Annotated in this window: 19 protein-coding genes; 14 read left to right on the plus strand and 5 right to left on the minus strand. The window is 58.7% G+C overall.

Annotated elements, in window-relative coordinates:
- The first annotated feature begins 142 nt into the window (after positions 1-142).
- Together LC094_RS03575 and LC094_RS03580 are read left to right on the plus strand one after the other, a co-directional pair.
- Positions 143-502, plus strand: a complete 360-nt coding sequence (locus LC094_RS03575) for a hypothetical protein (protein ID WP_226550357.1) — start codon at positions 143-145, stop codon at positions 500-502.
- A 76-nt stretch (positions 503-578) separates the two neighbouring features.
- Positions 579-1544 (plus strand): LysR family transcriptional regulator, encoded by a 966-nt coding sequence (locus LC094_RS03580; RefSeq protein WP_226550358.1) that lies wholly within the window; start codon positions 579-581, stop codon positions 1542-1544.
- Positions 1545-1595: 51 nt separating this feature from the next.
- Here LC094_RS03580 and LC094_RS03585 read toward each other — a convergent pair whose 3' ends face one another.
- Positions 1596-1958 carry a rhodanese-like domain-containing protein gene (locus LC094_RS03585; protein ID WP_226550359.1) on the minus strand — a complete coding sequence of 121 codons (363 nt, stop codon included), beginning with the start codon at positions 1956-1958 and terminating at the stop codon, positions 1596-1598.
- 226 nt (positions 1959-2184) lie between these two features.
- On the opposite strand from LC094_RS03585, the gene uvrA reads away from it, so the two are divergent.
- Together uvrA and LC094_RS03595 are read left to right on the plus strand one after the other, a co-directional pair.
- Entirely contained in the window at positions 2185-5049 is a 2865-nt protein-coding gene (gene uvrA, locus LC094_RS03590) for an excinuclease ABC subunit UvrA (protein ID WP_226550360.1), read from the plus strand.
- Positions 5046-5465 carry an NUDIX hydrolase gene (locus LC094_RS03595; RefSeq protein ID WP_226550361.1) on the plus strand — a complete coding sequence of 140 codons (420 nt, stop codon included), beginning with the start codon at positions 5046-5048 and terminating at the stop codon, positions 5463-5465. Before uvrA ends, LC094_RS03595 begins: the two co-directional genes overlap by 4 nt.
- Here the strand turns inward: LC094_RS03595 and LC094_RS03600 are convergent.
- From LC094_RS03600 to LC094_RS03615, 4 genes are all read right to left on the minus strand, one after another.
- A complete protein-coding gene (locus tag LC094_RS03600; protein ID WP_226550362.1) occupies positions 5460-6233 on the minus strand; it encodes a hypothetical protein in 774 nt (257 codons plus the stop codon). The two genes, LC094_RS03595 and LC094_RS03600, sit on opposite strands and share 6 nt — an antisense overlap.
- A 98-nt stretch (positions 6234-6331) precedes the next feature.
- Positions 6332-7057 carry a hypothetical protein gene (locus LC094_RS03605; RefSeq protein WP_226550363.1) on the minus strand — a complete coding sequence of 242 codons (726 nt, stop codon included), beginning with the start codon at positions 7055-7057 and terminating at the stop codon, positions 6332-6334.
- A 75-nt stretch (positions 7058-7132) separates the two neighbouring features.
- Positions 7133-8425 (minus strand): serine--tRNA ligase, encoded by a 1293-nt coding sequence (gene serS / locus LC094_RS03610; RefSeq protein ID WP_226550365.1) that lies wholly within the window; start codon positions 8423-8425, stop codon positions 7133-7135.
- Positions 8426-8497: 72 nt separating this feature from the next.
- Positions 8498-9637 (minus strand): pentapeptide repeat-containing protein, encoded by a 1140-nt coding sequence (locus LC094_RS03615; protein WP_226550366.1) that lies wholly within the window; start codon positions 9635-9637, stop codon positions 8498-8500.
- A gap of 89 nt (positions 9638-9726) precedes the next feature.
- Here LC094_RS03615 and LC094_RS03620 point away from each other — a divergent pair, with 89 nt between their 5' ends.
- The 10 genes from LC094_RS03620 (at position 9727) to LC094_RS03665 (ending at position 16794) form a co-directional block, all read left to right on the plus strand.
- Positions 9727-10125: a VOC family protein gene (locus LC094_RS03620; RefSeq protein WP_226550367.1), complete on the plus strand. Its 399-nt coding sequence runs from the start codon at positions 9727-9729 to the stop codon at positions 10123-10125.
- Positions 10126-10252: 127 nt separating this feature from the next.
- Entirely contained in the window at positions 10253-10582 is a 330-nt protein-coding gene (yajC, locus tag LC094_RS03625; RefSeq protein WP_226550368.1) for a preprotein translocase subunit YajC, read from the plus strand.
- A gap of 76 nt (positions 10583-10658) precedes the next feature.
- Positions 10659-13286 (plus strand): protein translocase subunit SecD, encoded by a 2628-nt coding sequence (gene secD, locus LC094_RS03630; protein WP_226550369.1) that lies wholly within the window; start codon positions 10659-10661, stop codon positions 13284-13286.
- A 75-nt stretch (positions 13287-13361) separates the two neighbouring features.
- The gene (locus LC094_RS03635; protein WP_226550370.1) at positions 13362-13715 is read left to right on the plus strand and encodes an Mth938-like domain-containing protein; all 354 of its coding nucleotides are present in this window, start codon (positions 13362-13364) and stop codon (positions 13713-13715) included.
- Positions 13716-13782: 67 nt separating this feature from the next.
- On the plus strand, positions 13783-14403 hold the full coding sequence (gene ccmA / locus LC094_RS03640; protein ID WP_226550371.1) for a heme ABC exporter ATP-binding protein CcmA: 621 nt from the start codon (positions 13783-13785) through the stop codon (positions 14401-14403).
- Positions 14400-15056 carry a heme exporter protein CcmB gene (gene ccmB, locus LC094_RS03645; protein ID WP_226550373.1) on the plus strand — a complete coding sequence of 219 codons (657 nt, stop codon included), beginning with the start codon at positions 14400-14402 and terminating at the stop codon, positions 15054-15056. Before ccmA ends, ccmB begins: the two co-directional genes overlap by 4 nt.
- A 69-nt stretch (positions 15057-15125) precedes the next feature.
- Entirely contained in the window at positions 15126-15875 is a 750-nt protein-coding gene (locus LC094_RS03650) for a heme ABC transporter permease (RefSeq protein ID WP_226550374.1), read from the plus strand.
- Positions 15868-16020 carry a heme exporter protein CcmD gene (gene ccmD, locus LC094_RS03655; protein ID WP_226550375.1) on the plus strand — a complete coding sequence of 51 codons (153 nt, stop codon included), beginning with the start codon at positions 15868-15870 and terminating at the stop codon, positions 16018-16020. The genes LC094_RS03650 and ccmD overlap by 8 nt, the downstream gene beginning before the upstream one ends.
- Complete coding sequence (locus tag LC094_RS03660; RefSeq protein ID WP_226550376.1) at positions 16013-16552, plus strand: DsbE family thiol:disulfide interchange protein; 540 nt, start codon at positions 16013-16015, stop codon at positions 16550-16552. The genes ccmD and LC094_RS03660 overlap by 8 nt, the downstream gene beginning before the upstream one ends.
- The gene (locus tag LC094_RS03665) at positions 16549-16794 is read left to right on the plus strand and encodes a hypothetical protein (protein WP_226550377.1); all 246 of its coding nucleotides are present in this window, start codon (positions 16549-16551) and stop codon (positions 16792-16794) included. The genes LC094_RS03660 and LC094_RS03665 overlap by 4 nt, the downstream gene beginning before the upstream one ends.
- The last annotated feature ends 14 nt before the right edge of the window (positions 16795-16808 follow it).

The raw sequence follows: 16808 nt of genomic DNA on the forward strand, positions 1-16808 counted from the left end.
GACTTTGGAGACGACGGAAGAAGAACTGATGAACACGGTCTTCCCGCATCCGACGATGTCGGAAATGATGCATGAAGCGGTGCTTGCAGCTTACGGACGGGCGCTGCATATTTGAGGGGTATTCTCTTAGAAAGTAACCCCTTTGAAACATTGTTGTTTAATCGAGATTGGTCGCGCCTATGGTGCGGCTGATTTCGCGCTTCTCGAGGCGGCATTTGGCGCGACGGATATTCCGCTGTTCCTGCATGGGGCGCAGACCCACATGATCCGTTCAGAGATGGCGCTCGCTTTCGGTGGTATGCCGATCACTGTACCTGCCAGCCGGTGGAAAGAGGCCACTGCACTCTTGGCGGAGATCGCGCCGAAGCACGAATTTCGCCTCCGTTGGCCTCTGGCCGTTCCTCTTGTGGTGATCTCATTCCTGTTCGGCGTGGTGCCGGTGCATTTCAATGCGACTTTTCCACGGTTCCGTGTGGTCGATGAAAGCATGCCAATGGCGTGATGTATCAATATCTGTGATGGGTGATATTATATGCGCCCCTCTTGTGCATAAATGTAGGTCATGTAATCTGACGCTTATGACTGATTGGGATTCTCTTCGTTACATTCTCGCCGTGGCGCGCGAGGGCGGGCTTTCGGGCGCGGCGCGTGTGCTTGGCGTGAACCATGCGACCGTGTCGCGGCAATTGGCCAAGGCCGAAGATGCCGCAGGGGTTCGTTTCTTCACCCGTTTGGCCTCTGGTCTTCAGCCGACCGAAGCCGGGCAGGTCGCCATTGCACATGCCGAGGAAGTCGAGGCGCGGATGGTCGCGCTCGATATGGCCTTGGCGGCGCGGGACGAGACCGAAGAAGGCGAGCTAAAAGTGACCATTCCGCCCTTGATGGCGGAAGACAATTTTGCCGAAGACATCAAGGAATTCAAGGCGCTGCATCCGGGGATCGACGTGCATCTTCTGGGGGCGACCGAGGTGTTGAACCTGCACCGGCGCGAGGCGGATGTGGCCATTCGTGTAACTCAGGCGCCGGAAGAAAGTCTTTGGGGCCGGATGGTGACGCCGCAACGCGCGGGTTGGTTTGCCTCGCCCGCGTTTATCGAGCAGTACAAGGATGTGCTGGAGCGCCGCGATATGGAAACGGCGTTGCCCTATATCGGATTTTCCTCGTGGTTTGCCTCGACACCTGCCGGGTTGTTCACCGATTTGCCGCCGGTGCGGGTGGCGATCAAGACGGACGATATGGTCTCGGCCATGTCTCTGGCGCGTCAGGGCATGGGGATGGTGCGCACCTCGCATCTTTTGGGGTCGAGCGATCCGAAACTGGTGCGGGTGCCGGGCGTGCCGCTGTCCGATCATATCCCGATCTGGGTGCTGACCCATCCCGACCTGCGCCATGTGCCGCGGGTGACGGAATTCATGCGCTTTATCGCCAATAGAATCACGGCCCGCCGCGCGCTCTACATGGGGCCGGACGAAAGCTCGGCCAATGCGGCGACGCGGTCGGATGGAGCGAAGCTCGAAGGCATCGCCAGCGAGATTGCGGAATAAGAAAGCGGCCTCTCAGGGCCGCTTTTTCATATCTGTGACGTGATTGTTGTCTCAAACGTTGTGCAACTCGCCGCCACCCGAGACCCAATCGTGCAGCCCGCCAAGGTTTTGCACGTCTTCGTGGCCCAGAGATTTCAACAGGCGCACTCCGCCCGACGACCGCGCACCCGAGGCGCAATAGAGCACTTTCGTCGTCTTGGTGTCCTTCATTTCCGGCAGGCAGCCGGGCGAGGCGGGATCGCATTTCGCCTGAAGCCCTTGCAACGGAATATGCAGCGCGCCTGTCGCGGTGCCGGACATATGCAGCTCCATCCCGTCGCGCACGTCGACCAGCACCAAAGTGCCCTGTGCCATCCCGGCTTTGACATCGTCCACAGAGATTTTCGGAGCGCTGCCGCCAAACAATCCAAACATCGTTTCACCTTTGCAGTCAGTGTTCTTGTTTGACGCTTTGTAACGCGGCGACGAGGGGGGCGTCTGTGACCAAATCACTCAGATGGGGCAGGTGGGTTGTCCTAAATGTGGGATCGGTGAAAAAAGGGGCGATCTGTGCGATAGTTCTTGTTATGTTCTCAATTTCCTGTTGGAACGGCGCAAGCTCTCCACTAGATATGAGGGCAGAAACCGAGTGGGGTGCCCGATGGCCGAGTTGAAATCGATCGAAGTGCGCGGAGCGCGCGAACACAACCTCAAAGGCGTGGATGTGGACATCCCGCGCGACGAGTTGGTGGTGATCACCGGGCTGTCCGGCTCGGGTAAATCCTCGCTGGCCTTTGATACGATCTATGCAGAGGGGCAGCGGCGCTATGTCGAAAGTCTCTCGGCCTATGCGCGGCAGTTCCTCGACATGATGGGCAAGCCGGATGTGGATCACATTTCCGGTCTCAGCCCGGCGATTTCCATCGAGCAAAAGACCACGTCGAAGAACCCGCGCTCGACCGTCGGCACGGTGACGGAGATTTACGACTACCTGCGTTTGCTGTTTGCCCGCGCGGGCACGCCCTATAGCCCCACGACCGGCGAGCCGATTGAGGCGCAGCAGGTGCAAGACATGGTGGACATCACCATGCGGATGGAGGAGGGCACGCGCGGATACCTCTTGGCGCCCATCGTACGTGACCGAAAAGGCGAATATCGCAAGGAATTTCTGGAGCTTAGGAAGCAGGGATTTCAGCGCGTAAAGGTCGACGGCGAGTTCTACGACCTCGACGAGCCGCCCACGTTGGACAAGAAATTCCGCCACAATATCGACGTGGTGGTGGACCGGATCGTGGTGCGTGAGGGCTTGGAGACGCGTCTGGCGGACAGTCTTCGCACGGCTCTGGACCTGGCTGACGGGATCGCCATTTTGGAAACTGCGCCGAAAGAGGGCGAGCCGGAGCGCATCACATTTTCCGAGAATTTCGCCTGTCCGGTGTCTGGGTTCACGATCCCTGAAATTGAACCGCGGCTGTTTTCCTTTAATGCGCCCTTCGGGGCCTGTCCGCATTGTGACGGGCTTGGTGTCGAGCTGTTCTTTGACGAACGCCTCGTGGTGCCGGATGCGGCGCTGAAAGTGGCGGATGGGGCGATTGCGCCCTGGCGCAAGGGCAAGACGCCCTATTTCCTGCAAACCATTGAGGCGCTTGCGAAACATTACGGGTTCAAACCCTCGACGCCGTGGAAAAACTTGCCCGCCAAGGTGCAGAACATGTTCCTCTACGGCTCCGGTGAGGAAGAGATCAAATTCCGCTATGACGACGGCGGGCGGGTCTATGAGATCGAGCGCAGCTTTGAGGGTGTGATCCCCAATATGGAGCGGCGCTATCGCGAGACCGACAGCAATTGGGTGCGCGAAGAATTCGAGCGTTACCAGAACAACCGGCCCTGTGGCCATTGCGGCGGCTACCGCCTGCGTGAGGAGGCTCTGGCCGTTAAGATCGACCAGCATCACGTCGGGCAGGTGGTGGAGAAATCCATCAAAGAGGCGTTTCTCTGGATCGACGGGGTGATGGAGACGCTCAGCCCGCAGAAACAGGAGATCGCGCGGGCCATCGTCAAGGAAATCCGCGAGCGCTTGGGCTTTCTCAACAACGTCGGTCTCGAATACCTCACGATGAGCCGCAACGCGGGCACACTTTCGGGCGGCGAGAGCCAGCGGATTCGTCTGGCGTCGCAGATCGGCTCGGGGCTTCAGGGTGTGCTTTATGTCCTCGATGAGCCATCCATCGGCTTGCACCAGCGGGACAACGACCGGCTGATCGGCACGCTCAAGAACCTGCGCGATCAGGGCAACACGGTGATCGTGGTCGAGCATGACGAGGACATGATCCGCGAGGCGGATTACGTCTTTGACATGGGGCCGGGCGCGGGGGTGCATGGCGGTCAGGTGGTCGCCAAAGGCACGCCGCAGGAGATCGAAGGGGACGCCGCTTCGCTCACCGGGCAATACCTGTCGGGCACGCGCGAGATCGCCGTGCCGACAGAGCGCCGCAAGGGCAATGGCAAGAAATTGACCGTGGTGAAAGCGACCGGCAACAACCTCAAAGAGGTCACCGCCGACTTCCCGCTGGGCAAATTCGTCTGCGTTTCCGGCGTGTCGGGCGGGGGCAAATCGACGCTCACCATCGAGACACTGTATAAGACCGCTGCGACCCGTCTGAACGGCGCGCGGGAGACGCCTGCGCCCTGCGAAACCATCAAAGGGTTTGAGCATCTCGACAAGGTGATCGACATCGACCAACGTCCCATCGGCCGCACCCCGCGGTCGAACCCGGCGACCTACACCGGCGCCTTCACCCCGATCCGCGACTGGTTTGCCGGTCTGCCGGAATCGAAAGCGCGGGGCTATAAACCGGGCCGGTTTAGTTTCAATGTCAAAGGTGGGCGTTGCGAGGCCTGTCAGGGCGACGGTGTGATCAAGATCGAGATGCATTTTCTGCCTGACGTTTACGTCGAATGCGAGACCTGTAAGGGCAAGCGCTACAATCGCGAAACTCTGGAAATTCAGTTTAAAGGCAAAAGCATAGCCGACGTTCTTGATATGACGGTCGAGGATGCGCAGGAGTTCTTTAAAGCCGTGCCGTCGATCCGCGAAAAGATGGATGCGCTGATGCGCGTGGGGCTAGGCTACATCAAAGTCGGGCAACAGGCGACGACGCTCTCGGGCGGTGAGGCGCAGCGGGTGAAGCTGTCGAAAGAGCTGGCGAAACGCTCCACCGGGCGGACGCTTTATATCCTCGACGAGCCGACCACGGGGCTGCATTTCGAGGATGTGAAAAAGCTTTTGGAAGTGCTGCACGAGCTGGTCGATCAGGGCAATTCGATGATCGTGATCGAGCACAATCTCGACGTGATCAAAACCGCAGATCATATCATCGACATCGGTCCCGAAGGCGGTGACGGCGGCGGGCAAATTGTGGCCTCCGGCACGCCCGAAAAGGTGGCCGAGGTCGCGGCGTCCCACACCGGGCGCTACCTCAAGCCAATGCTGGACAAAGCCGCCAGTCGGAAGGCGGCGGAATGACGGCCCCGACGATAGGAACGCCAAAACTCGCGGTGCTTGCGGTCTGTGAACGCGACGGAAAATTCCTCATGGTCCAGCGCGGCAAAGCGCCCGCGCGCGGCTCTTGGGGCTTTCCCGGCGGGCATGTGGAATTCGGCGAGCCTCTGGCCGAGGCAGCGGTGCGCGAGCTTCATGAGGAGACCGGTGTGGTGGCGACTGCGGGTGCTGTCATCGACCATGTCGAGTTGATCGAAGCGGGGGCCTACCACTTTCTGCTCATGGCGGTGCGCTGCGACTACGTGTCTGGCGAAGCGGTCGCCGCCGACGATGCGGCGGATGTGGATTGGATGAGCCTCGACGAGCTTTTGACGACCACGCGGGAGCTGTCACAGGACGTGACACGTGTGGCGCGGAGGGCTTTGAACTCTCAGTTATGACTTTCGGTCATTTCGGGGAATATCTAGCGCCGGGTCTATAATCCATTGGCAGCCCGATGGGATATGCGTCGCGTTCGGCCTCAGCAGGGCTGCGAGCTTTTCGCGTGGTGTGTCGGCAAGAAGGCCGCTGTACAGAAAGCCACTATTTGCCGTACATGTGATGTTATTTGGAGCAAGAAAAACAATCAGAGCGAGCGCGCGTGTAGAGAGCTGAGGCTTGATGTCATCACCATTTGTAAAATGGATGCGAGCGGATTGAATGCTTGATCGTGTGCCTCTTTGATACTCAAATGCTACCTCTGTTATGTCCGACATTTGGTATATGCTGCGCTGCCCGAATGCTCCGACCTGTGTGATGCTTGTTATTGAAATGCGCGTTGCAGGGATAAGGCACCAGAGGGACAGCATGAGGAGAAAAACGCCAAAGGATGCACTCGTGATCAGTCCTCGCCTGACCTCCGAGATTTTTGTTTTTACATATTTGGTACGTTTTTTTTTGAGAAGGGGGGAGAGGTCGCGCAGGAGCGAGGCGAACCAGATGATAAAGATGGCCGCCAACAAAGTTAAGATCCAGGTCAGCGCAAAGAAATGGCCTGGCGTTGTGTAGCTGGTCGCCGTGTTAGGGTGCAAAAGTTTGAAAACGCCATATGCCAAAGAATGCATGGCGAAGAACAAGAGTAGAAGAACCGGTATGACGACCAACACGATCACAACCCCGGTGAGGCATGATTTTAATTTATTAAGAATTTCAGTGAGTGATTTGGGCATGTTGAATAAGATGACTTAAAGGAAATCGCTAAGATTTTATGCCGAAATCTTCAATTTTCAAAAGTCATTTTAAGCACATCGGTTGTTCGAGACGTAAATTAAGTGAGGTGATGCTTTCGTCTGAAGGCATTGAAACTTAAACACAAAAGTAGGATTGCACCGAGTGCGGCCAGCCCTGCAATGCCCCATTCCGAGCCCCAGTTTTTCACCACGATGGCGATCAAAGCCCAAGCCGTGCCCAGAGCATAAAGCGGCGCGTCGGGGCGCAGGCGCGTGCCCGCATAGGCCACCGCAAGCGCGCCAATGAGGCAGATGTAGGCCCAGCCGACCGCGCCGAAAATAATGCCATAGCCCGCGCCGACATAGCCCAAAGATGCAAAGGACGCCGCCGTCAGCCAGCCCGCAAACAGAGCATTCGGTGCGCGGGCGAGCCACGGGTCGAGCACGGGCGCGCGGCTCATGGCTTTGAGCGCAAAGGCCAGCATGGCAAAGATCATCACTGTGGCGAGGATCGGGCTGGCGACCGCGACGCTCAGCCAAGGTGTGCCTATGAGGAGCGCGATGATCAAAGGTCCCCGCATCGGAGCCCAGTCGGGGGCGTCGTGGCGTTTTAGGCCCACGGCGGCGGAAATGATGAGCCAAAGATAAATCACACCCCAGATCGAGAACGCATATCCCGCAGGGCCCACGGGCGCATTGTCTTGCGGGATTGGAAAGTCGGCCGGGTCGTAGCCGCGGAAATCGGGCGCCAGAAGCGGTCCGGCGATGGCAAAGGCCAATGCGGCTGCGAGGTGGAGAAGGGCGATCAGGCGTGTGTTCCTCATAGGCTTGATCTAGAACGAAAAACGGCGCCGTAAAGGACGCCGTTTTTGATGAGTATTTGTCGCAGCAAAGGAGGTTCAGACGAGTTGGCCTTCGGCTGTCAGCGTCAGCTTGCCGCGCAGGTAGGGCGAGAGCGCCTCGGGCAGGGTGACGGAGCCGTCGGCGTTCTGACCGTTTTCCAGCACGGCGATGAGTGTGCGACCGACCGCGAGGCCCGAGCCGTTCAGCGTGTGGAGGAATTCCGGTTTGCCGCCGTCTTTGGGCTTGAACCGCGCGTTCATGCGGCGCGCCTGGAAATCGCCACAGGTCGAGACCGAGGAGATTTCGCGGTATTTGTCCTGACCGGGCAGCCAGACCTCGATGTCATGGGTGCGCACGGCGCCAAAACCGATGTCACCAGAGCAGAGTTTGACGGTGCGGTAGGGCAGGCCGAGGGCCTCGAGGATATTCTGCGCTTGCGTGGTCATGCGGATGTGTTCCGCCTCAGACTCGTCGGGGCGGGTGATGGAGACCATCTCGACCTTTTCGAACTGGTGCTGGCGCAGCATACCGGAGGTATCACGACCCGCAGAACCGGCCTCAGAGCGGAAACACTGCGTGTCGGCGACATAGCGGCGCGGCAGGTAATCTTCGTCGACGGTCACGTTGTTGACGATGTTGGTCAGTGTCACCTCGGCGGTCGGGATCAGCCACCAGCCATCGGTGGTTTGATAGCTGTCCTCGCCGAATTTCGGCAATTGCCCTGTGCCGTAGAGCATCTCTTCGCGCACCAGAACGGGGGTCATGGTTTCGGTCAGCCCGTGGTTGTCGACATGGGTGTCGATCATGAACTGCGCCAGCGCGCGGTGGATGCGGGCCACGGCGCCGGAGAGCAGGACAAAGCGCGCGCCGGAGAGTTTCGCCGCCGTTTCAAAATCCATCCCGGCTTTGACGCCGTCGATCTCGTAATGCTCTTTCGGCGCGAAATCGAAGGTCGCAGGCGTGCCCCAGCGGTGAATCTCGACGTTGTCGTCCTCATCCGCGCCATCCGGCACGTCGGCGGCCATGATGTTGGGTAGGCCCATGAGAATGTCACGCAGGCGCTCGTCCTCGGCCTTGGCTTCGTCATTGAGCCGGGCAATTTCGGCCTTTTTCTCGGCCACAAGCGCGCGAAGACGTTCGAACTCGGCCTCGTCGCCTTTCGCTTTGGCGGCACCAACCTCTTTGGAGGCTTTGTTCTGCTCGGCCTTGGCCTCTTCCGCGGCGGCAATCTTGGCCCGGCGGTCGGCGTCGAGCGCGAGGACCTCGGAAGACACGCCAGACAACCCTCTGCGCGCCATGGCGGCGTCGAAAGCTTCGGGGTTTTCGCGAATGGCCTTGATGTCATGCATCGGTTGGGTCCTCGGGGTCGTTGGTTGGGTTTGCGAAGGCTTATGCAACAGGGGGCGAAAGGAGGGAAGGGGTTAGACGTCTCGCTCAAGCCATTTTTCATAGGCTTTTATAAATTGTCCGTCATGCCATTGTTTTTCCCAGACATGTGATAGGTCTGGCCGGGTTTTCAGGTTCTCCAAAATACGATCTGACCAAACTGTTTCGCGATCTGTGAAAATGAATTTCCGTTGAGATGCTGTTAGTTGGAGGTTTGAGCTGTCACATTTTCTGAAGGCAGCATAGTCAAAGCAAGTGTTAACGCGATCTGTCCCTTCCGAGAATTCGCATTCTAAAAATAGGCAAAGGTCCACATTGGCGTCGCGAAAATTTGTGTTTTTGAAGCGGAAGTTGTGGAACTGTGCACCTTCGAGACGAGCATTTCTGAAATTAATAGTTACCGCCTCAATTGTTTCGGAAAAGACTGCGCCTTGGAGGTTGGTTTCTGAAAGGTTGAAGCCATATCCTTCTGGAATTGGGCCATTGCAGAGAATTTCAATGGCGGTCTGAATGTCCGGACGAGGACGAATGAATCTTCTCCAGTTGGCGTTTAGTTCACCTAATGGAGCTTGGCCTAAACCTGCTGCTGATAAAGCATCATATTCCGATGCGCCACGGCCAAGTTCGGTATGATAAATTTGTGTATTGTAAGAAGCTGCTGTTTCTACCGGAGCATTTGTGCGGATATATGCACAGATCAAATCAATTGCCTGAATGGCATCTTGTTCGCGACCAAGCATTAGTCTTTCCAGAGCGTAGAGGCCGCCGATACGAGCTTCCATGACAGGTAAGGTTTTGTCGCTCTCTGGTGCCGTAGGCTGAACTTTGGATAAGTTTTCTGTGGCTTTATTGATCAAATCTGCAAAATGACTTTGCTCCGCAATATCCGTCTGCTTCTGACGCACAATCGCTTGCCATGCTACGAATGGCGCACCGAAGGCGGCGGCGAGCAAGAGGCCGATATTGCGTGCCGCAGCGGACGGGTCTCCGCTTTCATCGCCGTTTATGACGTAGAGTGTCAGTGCCTTAATCAGTCCGGCAAGGCCAGCAATGCCAATAACAAGTGCCACTAAGAACAACGCAAAGCCCAAGAAACCACCAAGTCCACGTGCTTTCCCCCAATCTGGAGTACGTGTGTAACCGAGCCATTCCCAAAAACTGTTCTTTTCTGACATCTCGCAATTCCATTCGTCAAATCTATCCCTATATCCCCCACAACCCCGCGTTCCGCCAAGCCCAAACCACCAACCCCAAAGGACCCACCATGCCAGCCAAAGCCATTCACTCCTGTATCCGCGTTCTCGATGAGGCGCGGTCTGTTGCGTTTTATGAGGCGGCGTTTGGGCTGACGATCGCGGAAAAGCTCGACTTTCCGGAGTTTGCGCTGATCTACATGTCGAACCCGCTCTCCGAGTTTGAGCTGGAGTTGACCGTCAACAAAGGCACCTCAGAGCCCTATGATCTCGGCAATGGCTACGGGCATTTTGCGGTGTCGGTCGAGGACTTGGAGGCGGAGCACGCGCGGATGGACAAGGCTGGTCTCACTCCCGGCAAGATCGTCGATTTCGCGCCTGCTGGCACCCGCGTTGCGAAGTTCTTTTTCATCACCGACCCGGACGGCTACAAGATCGAAGTGATCCAGCGCGGCGGGCGGTTTTTGTAATCCGCTAACAGGGTCGTGAAACCCTACGCCCCTTGCTGGACAAGGGGAAAGCCCCGCTATAGGGTGCGCGGCGACTTTCATGGGTGAAAAGCCCGCTCAGAGATACCTAGAGACAAAGGACCAACAGATGCTCGTGACCCCCGCTTATGCGCAGGCCGCAGGTGGCGCCGCCGCCAACCCGATCATGCAGTTCGCGCCGCTGATCCTGATCTTCGCGATCATGTATTTCCTCATGATCCGCCCGCAGCAAAAGAAGATGAAGGAACATAAGGCGATGATCGAAGCCGTGCGTCGCGGCGACGAGGTCGTGACCGCCGGTGGCATCATGGGCAAGGTCGTCAAGGTGCGCGAAGACGGTTTCGTCGAGGTCGAGATCGCCGATGGCGTCAAGGTCAAGGTCCAGAAGGCGACGCTCGCCAATGTGGTGTCGAAAACCGAACCGGCCGCTGGCGCCTAAGCCCCAGTTTTAAAACGCTTCCAAGGCCCGCGCATCAGCGGGCCTTTCCCATTCAAAGACGTCTCAGGACCTTCCCATGTTGCAAATGCCTCTCTGGAAACGGATCGTGATTTGGGGCCTCGTGGCCCTAGGCCTTTTGGCCGCGCTCCCCAACGCCTTCTACCCGCGGGTCGAAGGCCATAACGATGCGGTTATCGCCATCGAGAGAGCCGGTGAGACGCCCGAGCGCGCCGCCGCGCGGGATGCCTGGCCGTCGGTTTTGCCGTCGAATTTGGTCAATCTGGGCCTCGATTTGCGCGGAGGCGCGCATCTTTTGGGCGAGGTCGAGGTGTCTGAGGTCTATGCCGCGCGTATGGATGCCTATTGGCCGGAGGTGCGTGACGCGCTGCGTGACGAACGCGACGTGGTCGGCACGATCCGCCGTCTCGATGCCCCTGCAGGCCAGCTTCGCGTGCGGATTTCCGAATCCTCCGGTATGGAAACGGCGCTTGCGACCGTGCGCGCTCTGGGCACGCCGGTGGTGTCGCTGACCGCTGCAGGCGAACGCGACATCGCGGTGTCCGCCACAGGGGACATCATCACGGTGCAGCTCTCGGAGGCTGAAAAAGCCGCCACGGACGACCGCACCATGCAGCAATCTCTTGAGATCATTCGCCGCCGCGTCGACGAGGTCGGCACCCGCGAGCCGACGATCCAGCGTCAGGGCGAGGACCGCATTCTCATTCAGGTGCCGGGCATCGGCTCCGCTGCTGAGTTGAAAGACCTGATCGGCACCACCGCAAAGCTGACGTTCAACCCGGTCGTGGGACGTACCACGAACCCGGACGAAGCGCCGGGCGCACGCAATTTCCTCGCGCCCTCGATCAACGAGCCGGGCATCTATTATATTCTCGAACAGAGCTTTGTGGTTTCGGGCGACGAGTTGACCGACAGCCAACCGGCCTTTGACCAGAACGGGCGGCCTTCGGTGACCTTCCGGTTCAACCCGACGGGGGCGCGCAAGTTTGGCGATTATACCGCCGCGAATAAAGGCGCTTTGTTCGCCATCGTGCTCGACAACGAAGTGATCTCCGCACCGCGCATTGAGGAACCGATCCGGGGCGGCTCCGGCCAGATCACCGGCTCTTTCACGGTTGAGGAATCGACCGAATTGTCGGTGCTTTTGCGTGCAGGGGCACTGCCCGCCAAGATCAACTTCCTCGAAGAACGCACCATCGGGCCGGAGCTTGGCGCCGACAGCATCGAGGCCGGTCGCATCGCCACCATGGTGGCCTTTGCCGCCGTGCTGATCTTTATGGGCGCGTGTTACGGGCTCTTCGGGATGTTTGCGAATATCGCGCTCATCATCAACGTCGGGCTGTTGTTCGGGCTGTTGTCCTCCATCGGTGCGACGCTGACCCTGCCGGGGATCGCCGGGATCGTGCTGACCGTCGGGATGGCGGTCGATGCCAACGTGCTGATTTTCGAGCGCATCCGCGAAGAGTTGAAGAACTCGAAATCGACGGGCCGTGCCATCGAACTTGGCTATGAAAAGGCGCTGTCGGCCATCATCGATGCCAACATCACCACCTTCATCACCGCTGCGATCCTCTTTGTCATGGGCTCCGGCCCGGTCAAAGGCTTTGCCGTGACGCTGGTGCTGGGTCTGATCACCTCCGTGTTCACCGCGATCTATGTGACCCGCGCCATGGTGGTTGCGTGGTACGGCCGCAAGAACCGCAAGGGGTGGAAACTCAACGGTATCAATCTGGTGCCCGCTGAGACTGCGATCGATTTCTTCAAACGGGCGAAGCTGACCTTTGGCTTCTCCGCGACGATGGTCGCGGTCGCTTTGGCGGCGTTCATCTCCATCGGCCTCAATTTCGGCATCGACTTCAAAGGCGGCACGACCATTCGGACGCAATCCGAATCCGCCGTGGATGTGGGCGATTACCGTGCGGCGATGACCGATCTGGGCTTGGGCGACATTTCGATCACCGAAGTCTTCGATCCGAATTTCGATGAGAACCAACACGTCGCCATGGTCCGCATTCAGGCCCAGGACGATGTTGAAGCGATCACGCCGGAGACCATCCAAATGGTTGAAGACGCGCTCAAAACCGTCGATCCCTCGATCACCTTTCCTTCGGTCGAATCCGTCGGGCCGAAGGTGTCGGGCGAGTTAATCTGGACCGCGGTCGAGGCCGTGGCCGCCGCCATCGCCGCTGTGTTGTTCTACATCTGGCTGCGGTTCGAATGGCAATTCGCCGTGGGCGCCGTGGTGGCGTTGGTGCATGACGTGGCGATCACCATCGGCATCTTCGCGCTCTTTGGCATCCAGTTCGACCTCACGATCATTGCGGCTTTGCTGACCATCGTCGGCTATTCGCTCAACGACACCGTGGTCGTGTTCGACCGGGTGCGTGAGAACTTGCGCCGTTACAAAAAGATGGACCTCGCGGGCGTGTTGAACATGTCGATCAACGAGACCCTGTCGCGGACGGTGATGACCTCCGGCACCACTTTGATCGCGCTGATCGCATTGTTGGTGCTGGGCGGCGACGTGATCCGGGGCTTTGTCTTCGCGATGACCCTGGGCGTCGTGGTCGGCACCTGGTCGTCGGTCTTTGTCGCCTCCAACATCCTGTTGTGGCTGGGCGTCAAGCGCGACTGGGACAAGAAAGAACCGGCCAAAGGCATCCAAACCGACGGCAGTGCGGTTTGACGCGCGGGGTCGAGTATTTTAAGCACAAAGGAAAGGCTCGCGCGCGTCGCGGGCCTTTTTATCAAGGAGACAGCCATGCAATTCAATGAAATGCCGTTCGAGGATGCCGTGCCGGTCGATGGTTATGGCCCGAACATGTTTCGCATCGACGGCAAGGCCTATCAGGGTGCGATGCTGGTCTGTGGCAACATGGTGGTGCCTTGGGGCGGCTATGCCGACACGGCCTCTCTGATTGAGCTGCGCGGGCGGATCGATTTCATCGTGGTGGGCACGGGACCGGAGATGACCCATCTGCCGCAAAGTTTCCGCGAGGCACTGGACGCCGCCGAGATCGGTTTGGAGCCGATGGCGACGCCCACGGCGGCGCGCACCTATAATGTGCTGGCTTCAGAGGGGCGGCGGGTGGCCGTCGCATTGCTGCCTGTTTGAGCCACGTTTTGTCTGGGGCTTGATACAAGTCAGATGAAAATCTTAGAATCGCTGTAAACAAGGCCGCATGAGTTTGATTTCTGTAAAAGATTTGACCGTCTCGCGTGGCGGCATGCCGGTGCTCGAAGGGCTGAGCTTTGCCGTCTCCGCAGGCGAGGTGTTGGTGCTGCGTGGCCCGAATGGCTCTGGCAAGACCACGCTGTTGCGCACGCTCGCGGGGTTGCAGCCGCCCTATGCCGGGGAGGTGATGGCCGAGCCCGAGAGCGTGGCCTATGCGGCCCATGCGGACGGGTTGAAAGCGACCTTGAGCGTGGCGGAGAACCTTGGCTTTTGGGCCGGGGTCTACGGTGGGCATGACATTGAGCCTGCGCTCCTGCATTTCAATCTCGACGCGTTGCGCGAGCGTCCGGCGGGGAACCTGTCGGCGGGGCAAAAGCGGCGTTTGGGTCTTGCGCGGCTCATGGTGACAGGACGCCCGATCTGGGTGTTGGACGAGCCGACGGTGTCGTTGGATGCGGCCTCCGTGGCGCTCTTTGCCTCAGCGGTCAAAGCCCATGTTGCGGCAGGCGGCGCCGCCGTGATCGCGACCCATATCGATTTGGGTTTTGAGGAAACCGTTTTTGACGTGACGCCGTTCAAAGCCCGCATGGATGTGGTCCGCGACGATTTTGACGAGGCTTTCCTATGATCCGGTTGTTGTGGCGCGACATCACTCTGGCGTTCCGCTCTGGCGGTGGTTTCGGGCTGGGCCTCGGGTTCTTTCTGATCCTCGTGACGCTGGTGCCCTTTGGCGTGGGCCCCGATGGTGAGATGCTGAGCGCGATTGCGCCGGGCATCCTCTGGGTCGGCGCTTTGCTGGCCTGCCTTCTGTCGCTGGACCGGATTTTCGCGCTGGATTTCGAGGATGGCTCGCTCGACCTTTTGGCCACTGCGCCGATCCCTCTGGAAGGCGTGGTCGCGATGAAGGCGCTGGCGCATTGGATCACCACCGGTCTGCCTCTGGTGCTCGCGGCACCTGCGCTTGGGTTCCTTTTGCATCTCGACAGTGCGGCCTATCGTTGGCTGATCGTGACGCTGCTCATTGGCACGCCTGCGCTGTCCTTCATCGGCTCTTTCGGGGCGGCGCTGACCGTGGGGCTGAAACGCGGCGGGCTGTTGATGAGCCTTCTGGTGCTGCCGCTTTACATTCCGACGCTGATTTTCGGCGCCGAAGTCGTGCGGCGTGGGGCAGGCGGCTTTCTGGTCGCCACGCCTTTGGCGATGCAGGCGGGGATCACATTGGGGGCCATCGCCTTGCTGCCCTTTGCCGCAGCGGCGGCCATCCGAGTCGCTTTAAGGTGAGTTGAGATCATCCGCGCTTATGCCTAATCTGGCACAAAATTTGGCGTGGGCATTGGGGAGAGAGCAAGAATGGCCATCAACTGGAATGCCTTTTGGGAATGGGCAAACCCGCGCAAATTCATGCGCTGGACCGACCGGGCCTTGCCCCTGATTTCGGTTCTGGCCGCCGTGATTTTCGTGAGTGGACTCGTTTGGGGGTTTTTCTTCACGCCCGATGACTATCGCCAAGGCTCCACGGTTAAGATTTTCTACATCCACGTGCCAAGTGCGATGATGGCGATCAACATCTGGGCGATGATGTTGGTGGCCTCTCTCATCTGGATCGTGCGGCGGCATCATGTCTCGGCCTTGGCGGCGAAATCCGCCGCCGCGATTGGCATGACGATGACGCTGATTGCGCTGATCACCGGTGCCGTCTGGGGCAAGCCGATGTGGGGCACTTATTGGGAATGGGACCCGCGGCTGACCTCGTTTTTGATCCTTTTGCTGTTCTACATCGGCTATATGGCGCTTTGGGAGGCGATTGATAACCCGGACACGGCGGCCGATTTGACCTCTGTGCTCTGCCTTGTCGGTTCGGTCTTTGCGATCCTCTCGCGCTATGCTGTTCTCTTTTGGAATCAAGGGCTTCATCAAGGTGCCTCCCTGTCGCTCGACGCCGCGGAAAATGTCGATGACGTCTATTGGTATCCTGCGCTCGTGGCGATTGCGGGGTTCATTTTGCTGTTTGTCTCGCTGGTGCTTCTGCGCACCCGGACGGAAATCCGCGCGCGCCGGTTGCACGCGCTTGAGATGCGCGAAAGGGTGAAAGATGCCTGATCTCGGGAAATACGCGGGCGACGTTTTGTTGGCCTATGGGGCGACATTTTTGCTTTTGGCCGGGCTGATTGCGGGATCTCTGATCCGGTCGGCCAAGGTGAAACGACTATTGAAAGCGGCTGAGGAGCGCAAAAATCATGGCTAAATTCAATCCGATGATCGCTTTGCCGCCCTTGGTGTTTGCGGGTCTCGCCGGGCTTTTCATGTTCGGCATGGGGCGCGAGGATGCAGAGCAATTGCCCAGCTCTCAGATCGGGCGCGCGGCGCCGTCGATTGCGGCCGTCACGCCCTTGGGGGAATTGGCGCCGCTTTCGGATGAGATGTTGCGCACGGGCGGCGTCAAATTGGTGAACTACTGGGCCTCCTGGTGTGCGCCCTGTCGCGCAGAGCATCCGCAACTCGAAACCTTGGCCGAGGAGGGCGTCACCATCTATGGCGTCAACTATAAGGACGGGGCGGGGAATGCTTTGAAATTCCTGGATGAACTTGGAGATCCTTTCACCGCAGTCGCTCAGGATGAACCCGGGCGCACAGCGCTTGAATGGGGCCTTTACGGTGTGCCAGAGACCTATGTTCTCGATGCCGAAGGTCATATCGCCTATCGGTTTGCTGGCCCCATCACGGTTGAAATCATGGAAAAATACATCAAACCCGAGATTGAGAAAGCGGCGCAATGAGGCGGGGTTTTGGTCGTGTCCTAATGGTGTTTGGCGTGGTGCTGATCCCGCTCGGCAGCTATGCCAATTTCTGGCTTATCGCCATGGGCTGTGGCATGAGTACGACGGGCTGTTCGAAAAGCTCTGCGGAGTTGTTCAGGACGATGATCTTTGGCTTTTGGCCGTTTTGGATCACCTTGCTCATCGCTTTTGGCCTTATCTGGCTGGGGCGGCGGCTTACAGGTTCTGCACAGAGCTCATAAAAGAAAACCCGCCG

Origin of the sequence: Celeribacter naphthalenivorans, assembly GCF_020524585.1 — a bacterium.
GTDB lineage: Bacteria > Pseudomonadota > Alphaproteobacteria > Rhodobacterales > Rhodobacteraceae > Celeribacter > Celeribacter naphthalenivorans.

What these genes read in the sequence shown, in the direction of transcription:
- ccmA (WP_226550371.1), top strand. Translation starts at nt 13,783, where the DNA reads ATGAGTTTGATTTCTGTAAAAGATTTGACCGTCTCGCGTGGCGGCATG.
- ccmD (WP_226550375.1), top strand. Translation starts at nt 15,868, where the DNA reads ATGCCTGATCTCGGGAAATACGCGGGCGACGTTTTGTTGGCCTATGGG.
- LC094_RS03665 (WP_226550377.1), top strand. Translation starts at nt 16,549, where the DNA reads ATGAGGCGGGGTTTTGGTCGTGTCCTAATGGTGTTTGGCGTGGTGCTG.
- ccmB (WP_226550373.1), top strand. Translation starts at nt 14,400, where the DNA reads ATGATCCGGTTGTTGTGGCGCGACATCACTCTGGCGTTCCGCTCTGGC.
- secD (WP_226550369.1), top strand. Translation starts at nt 10,659, where the DNA reads ATGTTGCAAATGCCTCTCTGGAAACGGATCGTGATTTGGGGCCTCGTG.
- LC094_RS03585 (WP_226550359.1), bottom strand. Translation starts at nt 1,958, where the DNA reads ATGTTTGGATTGTTTGGCGGCAGCGCTCCGAAAATCTCTGTGGACGAT.
- LC094_RS03605 (WP_226550363.1), bottom strand. Translation starts at nt 7,057, where the DNA reads ATGAGGAACACACGCCTGATCGCCCTTCTCCACCTCGCAGCCGCATTG.
- serS (WP_226550365.1), bottom strand. Translation starts at nt 8,425, where the DNA reads ATGCATGACATCAAGGCCATTCGCGAAAACCCCGAAGCTTTCGACGCC.
- LC094_RS03650 (WP_226550374.1), top strand. Translation starts at nt 15,126, where the DNA reads ATGGCCATCAACTGGAATGCCTTTTGGGAATGGGCAAACCCGCGCAAA.
- LC094_RS03635 (WP_226550370.1), top strand. Translation starts at nt 13,362, where the DNA reads ATGCAATTCAATGAAATGCCGTTCGAGGATGCCGTGCCGGTCGATGGT.
- LC094_RS03580 (WP_226550358.1), top strand. Translation starts at nt 579, where the DNA reads ATGACTGATTGGGATTCTCTTCGTTACATTCTCGCCGTGGCGCGCGAG.
- LC094_RS03615 (WP_226550366.1), bottom strand. Translation starts at nt 9,637, where the DNA reads ATGTCAGAAAAGAACAGTTTTTGGGAATGGCTCGGTTACACACGTACT.
- LC094_RS03595 (WP_226550361.1), top strand. Translation starts at nt 5,046, where the DNA reads ATGACGGCCCCGACGATAGGAACGCCAAAACTCGCGGTGCTTGCGGTC.
- LC094_RS03600 (WP_226550362.1), bottom strand. Translation starts at nt 6,233, where the DNA reads ATGCCCAAATCACTCACTGAAATTCTTAATAAATTAAAATCATGCCTC.
- yajC (WP_226550368.1), top strand. Translation starts at nt 10,253, where the DNA reads ATGCTCGTGACCCCCGCTTATGCGCAGGCCGCAGGTGGCGCCGCCGCC.
- uvrA (WP_226550360.1), top strand. Translation starts at nt 2,185, where the DNA reads ATGGCCGAGTTGAAATCGATCGAAGTGCGCGGAGCGCGCGAACACAAC.
- LC094_RS03660 (WP_226550376.1), top strand. Translation starts at nt 16,013, where the DNA reads ATGGCTAAATTCAATCCGATGATCGCTTTGCCGCCCTTGGTGTTTGCG.
- LC094_RS03620 (WP_226550367.1), top strand. Translation starts at nt 9,727, where the DNA reads ATGCCAGCCAAAGCCATTCACTCCTGTATCCGCGTTCTCGATGAGGCG.